Raw genomic sequence first — 6,149 nt, 5'->3', positions numbered from 1 at the left:
AGGATGCCGGAACCAACCCCCGACTACCGGATTGCCCGTTCAACGTTCACAGATAAGGCACTAGCTCGGTCTGCGTGCCGCCCGGAGGCTCGGCGCCTCACAACCGCTGCCCTGCCTCACCCTAAGCACCCCGAGGTCGTACCCGACTCTGCTGCAACGGTGGATCGCCGCCGGGCGAACACGGCGGGGTGGCGCCCCCGTTTACCCCCCGAAAACCCCTGCGAAGCGTTGACAAACAGTGACAGCAATTGATCACCACGGTTCAGAGTTTCGGCAGGTCGGTGCGCATGTATGACAACCGATCACAAGCTAGCGGTCATCACGCCGGTAACAGAAGGTTAGGGGTTCGAGTCCCTTCGGGCGCGCAAGATCAAAACGCCATGACCTGCGGAAACGCTGGTCATGGCGTTGCTGTTGCCGTCCAATGTGGGCCCAGATGTTCTCCTGGCGTGCTCCCCTGTCGTGATCTTGTTCAAAACTACTTCACGTGGTCGCTCCGACGCCGATAAGCGCGCTTGCCCGGGCGTTCGCTTACGCTCACGAGCGATGGACGACGTCGGGCAGTGCCGGTCAGACTCAGCGGCGTGGTGCAGCCTGTCGGTGAGCCGGAGCCGCGGCCGTGGGACTCATGCACGTACCGCCGTGACGTCCCGGCGGGTGTCCGGCACGCCGCCGAGTGCGCGAAGCTGGCCGCCTACGCCGCCCGACCGGCGAGCAGCCGCCCAAGTGTTCCTCTGCCACCAGCCCCGCCGCCGGGCATGCGGCGGGCCGGGCCGGCTGCCATGACGGCGACCACCCGGGCTGCGATGGGGAGGACGCCGCCTGCCAACCCGCGCAGACTGCCGCGGTCATCCGGTCCGACAGCCATGCACTGTCATCGGTCGGCATCTATGCTGCCCTCCACCGGGCTTCATGACCTCCGGAGAGGGCGACTGTGATGCAGATCGGAACCGCGACATCAGCAGGGGTCATCGTGGCGTTGGTCGCCGGCCTGTCCGCCGGCGGAGCTCCGGGGCAGCCCCGGCCGGCGCGGGAGTACGGCATCGACGTACAGAACATCAACGGGTCGGGCTGCCGGAAGAAGGACACGGCAGTAGCCCTGTCCAACGACAACCTGGCCGTGACCGTGCTGTACGCGGGGTTCACCGCCGAGGTGACCCAGAAAGTCAAGGACGCGCGCAAGGACTGCAAGCTGATGCTCAAGATCCGCGCACCCCGGGGCAACAGGTACGTCGTGACCAACGTCGTCCAGCGCGGCTACGCCGACCTGGCCGACGGGGCAGCGGGTTCCCTCGCGGCCGTCTACGGCTACCCCGGCGCGACTCCCCTGTACCGGGCCGAGCGCACCTTCAAGCCCGGCAGCGCCCCCTGGCAGGACACCACGCCGGCGACCCAGCAGTGGTCGGACTGCGACGCCCACAAGCCGTTCCGGGTCGACACCGACATCGCCGTCACCGGCAAGAGCGATAGCACGATCGGCAGCTCCCTCACGATCGACTCGACCGACGCCGACGCGGCCAGCACCACCTTCGGCCTGCGCTGGGAGAAGTGCTAGCAACATTCGCGCACAGCGGAGATGATCCTGCACAAGATCATTGTTGACCGCGGGACGCTCGACGGCATCCTGGTGCGGGCGCAGGCCCTCGGCTCGCGCGGTTCCCGCTGCCTGATCCTGCCGATCCGCTGGGAGGAGCCGTTCGGCATGGTGATGATCGAGGCGATGGCCTCCGGGCGGCCGGTCGTCGCGCTGCGCCGCGGCTCGGTCCCCGAGGTGGTGGTCGACGGCGTCACCGGCTGGATCTGCGACACGGCCGACGACCTACCCGCGGCCCTGCACCGCACCGCCGAACTGGACCCCGCGGCCTGCGTCGCCCGAGTGCGGGCCGCCTTCGGCGCCGGCCTCATGGCCCACCGGTACGAGGCGGTCTACCGCCGGGCGATGGACCGGACCCGCCGCTTCGGCCCGCGGCGCCCGGCGATCGGCCGCGCGCCGATGCCGGCGGCGCACACGGTGCCGATCCAGTCCGCCTGAGCCCGCCCCGTCCCGTCACCACAATGCCCCGTCAATATGACAGATGTTTCGTACATACCTCCGCCTTTGAGTAAGGGTTGGTACGCATTGAAGTGATCCAATTGCCCTTGGAAGGGTCTCCTCGGTCGGGCTCGGCTCGGTCGGGGAGACTTCATGAAGGTACGGCACACTCACCGCCACAGGGTCGTGGCCGTGGCCACCCCTCGCAGCGACCGCCGTAGCGGCGGCAGGGGCATCCGCTCGGGCGGACCCACACCGGGGCGGCCGGCGTCCGTTCACTTCACATTGCGGGCCGCCGCTGGCCCTCGACCACGCGCACCACACGATCTGTCCATCACAGACGACCGGGGACGCACCGCGACGGCATCCCGACCGCGCCGCACGATTCATCATCCTGACGTGGCGCAGCGGGCCGCGCCGCTGGACATCGATGCGCGCGCAGGCGTTTCGGACCGGCCCTGGGGGGCACGGTGGCGGTGTAGCCGGTTGTCGAGTTCTGGAGGATTCGGGATGAGTAAGGTCAGCGAGTCGGTCGAGGTCAACGTTCCTGTCCGTACCGCCTATGACCAGTGGACGCAGTTCGAGTCGTTCCCGCGGTTCATGGGCGGTGTGGAGGAGGTGCGGCAACTGTCGGACACATCGACGGCATGGCGGACGAAGATCGGCGGGGTGACGCGGGAGTTCAACGCGGACATCGTCGAGCAGGTACCGGACCGGCGGGTGGCGTGGCGGTCGACCGACGGCGCGCACGCCGGGCAGGTCAGCTTCGAGGAGCTGGACCCGGCGCGGACGCGGGTGACCGCGGACATCACGTTCGAGCCCGAGGGGCTGGTGGAGAACGTCGGGGACAAGCTCGGCGTGGTCGACCACCGGGTCGAGGGGGACCTGGAGCGGTTCAAGGAGTACATCGAGTCGCAGGGCGCCGAGAGCGGCGCCTGGCGCGGCGAGGTCCGGCAGGGCCGGGTGACCGACGAGCGGCCGTCGATCTGACGATCCAGTGGACGGAGTGCGGGTGGGCCTGCTCACGCAGGTCCACCCGCCGCTCGCCGCCGCGGGTGGACCGGTGATGACGTCGGCGGTGGCGCCTCCCGCTCCGGGTGGGTCGGGTGGGTGCCACGGACTCCGCCGGCCGAAGGTCCTCGGCCGTGGCGCGGAGGGTGTCGGGAACGATCCGACCGGCCGGCCCGCGCATGACCGGGGCGCCGCAGGGGTACGGCGGGCCGGTGACCGAGAAGACGAGCGCGACGGGCAAGACGAGTCGGGGCAGCGGAACGCCGGTGGGTGCGGGCCTGCTCATCGGGGTGGGGTTCGGCGGCTTGGTCGACGGGGTGGTGCTGCATCAGATCCTGCAGTGGCATCACCTGGTCTCCGAGGTGGACCGCTACCCGCCGGGTACGGTGCCGGGCCTGGAGGCGAACACGCTGGCCGACGGGCTGTTCCACGCGGTGACGCTGGTGCTGCTCGGCCTCGGGCTGTTCCTGCTGTACCGGCGGGCGGCCGCGGGCGTGCCGCTGCCGCGGGGCGGGCGCTGGTGGGGGCTGGTGCTGGCCGGCTGGGGCGGGTTCAACGTGGTGGAGGGCGTTGTCGATCATCACCTGTTGCGCGTGCACCACGTCCGACCGGGGCCGTACGAGCTGGCCTACGACCTGGCATTCCTGGCGTTCGGGGTGCTGCTGCTGGTCGGGGGTTGGCTGCTGTACCGCCGCGGCGGCCGGCGTACCCGCCCGGCACGGCGACCCGGCGAGTGAACGGGCCAGCCCTGTCCATCGGTCGGGAACCGTACGGCAGTACTCGGTGAAGCTCGCTGCGGGTGACCGTTGTCCGGGTCACATCCCGACCCCGACCGAAGTACTGGCACTCGACGTGGTCGAGTGCTAATAGTTGAGGTAGCTGGCCGGGCGGAACCGCCGCCCGGCGTCACCCAAGGAGGTGGTTGCTGTGGTGCTCCGTTTCGACCCGTTCCGCGACCTTGACCGCCTTACCGGTCAGTTCCTCGCCGAGGGACGGCGGGTGCCGCTGGCCATGCCCACGGACCTGTATCGGTCGGGCGACCGCTACGTCCTGCAGTGCGACCTGGCCGGCGTCGACCCGGGGTCGGTGGACGTCAACGTCGATGGCGGCACGCTGACGATCAGCGCCCGGCGGACCGGCCAGGCCGACGACGTGCAGTGGCTGCGCCAGGAGCGGTCCATCGGCACCTTCCAGCGGCAGTTCTCCCTCGGCGACGGCCTGGACCTGGACCGGATCGACGCGAGCTACGACGACGGGGTCCTCACCGTCACGATCCCGCTCGCCGAGCGGGCCAAGCCCCGGCAGGTACCGATCGGCGGCGCCGGCCGTAGCCGGGTCCTGGAGCCGGCTGGCTGAGGGCGACCTGCGTGGCGGCTCACCAGCGGTTCGCCGGTGAGCCGCCGTCGCGGGTGCCGGTCCCGGCATTCCCGGCGGACGCGCAGCCGTAGCCTCTTCGATCGGTGATCACGGGCTGACGCCGGCGCACGAGCAGCCACCGGGTCTGGCGGCGGGCACGCCCGGTTGCACCCGGCCCCCGGTCGACGCCCTCCTCATATCCGGGGGTACCACCGCCGGGCGTTGCTGCTCGGGCATCCCCCCACGTAGTCAGGGAGCCAGCAGTGACGACCGATGACGGCACCCCGCCCACTGCACGCCCCGGGGACGTCGTCCCCCTCGGCGAGGCGATGCGGGCGTGGTCGGCCATCTCGCTGCAGACTTTCGGCGGCCCGGCCGGGCAGATCGCGGTCATGCAGCGGCACCTGGTCGACGAGCGCCGGTGGATCGGGCAACGGCGGTTCCTGCACGCGCTGAACTACTGCATGCTGCTGCCCGGCCCCGAGGCCCAGCAGCTGGCGATCTACGTCGGGTGGCTGCTCAACGGCCTGCGCGGCGGGCTGATCGCCGGCTCGCTGTTCGTGCTGCCCGGGCTGGTCGCACTGCTGCTGCTGTCAGCGGTGTACGTGCGCTACGGCGATACCGCGGTGGTGACCGCGCTGTTCGCGGGGCTCGGCCCCGCGGTCGTGGCGATCGTCGTGCAGGCGGTATGGCGGGTCGCCTCGCGCGCCCTGACCAGCCGGCTGCTGGTCGGATTCGCGGTCGCCGCGTTCGTGGCGTTGGCCGCGTTCGCCGTGCCGTTCCCGATCGCGGTGGCGGTGGCGGGGCTGGCCGGGTGGGCGGTGCACCGCTGGCGGCCGGGCCGGGTTGCCGCCGGCAGCGGGCACGGCAACGCCGACGGTCCGGCCCCGCTGATCCCCGACGATGCGCTGCACCACGGCCGGACCTCGGCTCGGCGGGCCGCCGCGATCCTGGCCGTCGGTCTGCTCGCGTGGCTCGCTCCGGTCGCGCTGGTCGCCGCGACGACCGGGGTGGGCAGCGCCTACACCCAGCAGGGCCTGTTCTTCTCCGGCACCGCGGTGGTCACCTTCGGCGGCGCGTACGCCGTCCTGGCCTTTGTCGCCCAACGCGCCGTCGAGCACTACGGCTGGCTGTCCGCCGGCGACATGGTGCGCGGCCTCGCCCTCGCCGAGACCACGCCCGGGCCGCTGATCATGGTGGTGCAATTCGTGGCGTTCCTCGGCGCCTACCACCACCCCGGCCCGCTGGAGCCGTGGACCGCCGGCGTCGTCGCCTCGCTGCTCACCACGTGGGTGACGTTCGTGCCGTGCTTCCTGTTCATTCTGCTCGGCGCCCCGTACGTGGAGCGGCTACGGGGCAACCGGTCGCTGTCGGCAGCGCTGACCGGGATCACCGCCGCCGTGGTCGGCGTCATCGCCAACCTCGGGTGCTACTTCGCCGTCCACACCCTGTTCGGCGCCGCCCGGGAGGTCACCGCCGGGCCCGTCCGGCTGGACCTGCCCGACCCGGGCACCGTACGACCGGTTCCGGCGGTGATCGCCGTGATCGCCGGCGTGCTGGTCCTCAAGGCGAACTGGTCGGTGCTGCGCGTACTGGGCACCTGCGCCGCCCTGGGCCTGGCCGCGGGCCTGGCCGGACTGCCGGTCACCTGACCCGCCGGTGTGCTCGCGCCGCCGGACGCTCGCGGCCCGGACGGGGCGCGCCGCGTCGGGCGACGCGATGGGACCGAGTGGTCCACGCGCCCGATAAG

6 protein-coding genes are annotated in these 6,149 nt (G+C 71.3%); all 6 read left to right on the top strand.

Annotated features, from left to right (window positions below):
- Nucleotides 1-937: 937 nt before the first annotated feature.
- The 6 genes from IEY94_RS22640 to chrA all read left to right on the top strand — a co-directional run bounded on the left by IEY94_RS22640 (nucleotide 938) and on the right by chrA (nucleotide 6,051).
- Nucleotides 938-1,555, top strand: coding sequence for a DUF4360 domain-containing protein (locus IEY94_RS22640; RefSeq protein ID WP_189172275.1), 618 nt, complete (start codon nucleotides 938-940; stop codon nucleotides 1,553-1,555).
- Between the two features lie 21 nt (nucleotides 1,556-1,576).
- Nucleotides 1,577-2,032 carry a glycosyltransferase gene (locus tag IEY94_RS22635; protein ID WP_189172274.1) on the top strand — a complete coding sequence of 152 codons (456 nt, stop codon included), beginning with the start codon at nucleotides 1,577-1,579 and terminating at the stop codon, nucleotides 2,030-2,032.
- A 510-nt stretch (nucleotides 2,033-2,542) separates the two neighbouring features.
- Nucleotides 2,543-3,022, top strand: coding sequence for an SRPBCC family protein (locus IEY94_RS22630; RefSeq protein WP_189172273.1), 480 nt, complete (start codon nucleotides 2,543-2,545; stop codon nucleotides 3,020-3,022).
- A 233-nt stretch (nucleotides 3,023-3,255) separates the two neighbouring features.
- Nucleotides 3,256-3,780, top strand: a complete 525-nt coding sequence (locus IEY94_RS22625; RefSeq protein ID WP_229784363.1) for a DUF2243 domain-containing protein — start codon at nucleotides 3,256-3,258, stop codon at nucleotides 3,778-3,780.
- A gap of 190 nt (nucleotides 3,781-3,970) precedes the next feature.
- Nucleotides 3,971-4,399 (top strand): Hsp20/alpha crystallin family protein, encoded by a 429-nt coding sequence (locus tag IEY94_RS22620; RefSeq protein ID WP_229784362.1) that lies wholly within the window; start codon nucleotides 3,971-3,973, stop codon nucleotides 4,397-4,399.
- Nucleotides 4,400-4,662: 263 nt separating this feature from the next.
- Nucleotides 4,663-6,051: a chromate efflux transporter gene (chrA, locus tag IEY94_RS22615; protein WP_229784361.1), complete on the top strand. Its 1,389-nt coding sequence runs from the start codon at nucleotides 4,663-4,665 to the stop codon at nucleotides 6,049-6,051.
- Nucleotides 6,052-6,149: the final 98 nt, after the last annotated feature.

It is taken from the genome of Pilimelia anulata, assembly GCF_014647895.1.
Classification (GTDB): Bacteria; Actinomycetota; Actinomycetes; order Mycobacteriales; family Micromonosporaceae; genus Pilimelia; species Pilimelia anulata.
Note: the sequence above shows the minus strand (reverse complement) of the source record. Positions and strands in the feature narration are given on the sequence as shown.

Bases quoted from the DNA above. Each gene is read 5' to 3' on its own strand.
- IEY94_RS22630 (WP_189172273.1), top strand. From the start codon at position 2,543: ATGAGTAAGGTCAGCGAGTCGGTCGAGGTCAACGTTCCTGTCCGTACC.
- IEY94_RS22635 (WP_189172274.1), top strand. From the start codon at position 1,577: ATGATCCTGCACAAGATCATTGTTGACCGCGGGACGCTCGACGGCATC.
- IEY94_RS22640 (WP_189172275.1), top strand. From the start codon at position 938: ATGCAGATCGGAACCGCGACATCAGCAGGGGTCATCGTGGCGTTGGTC.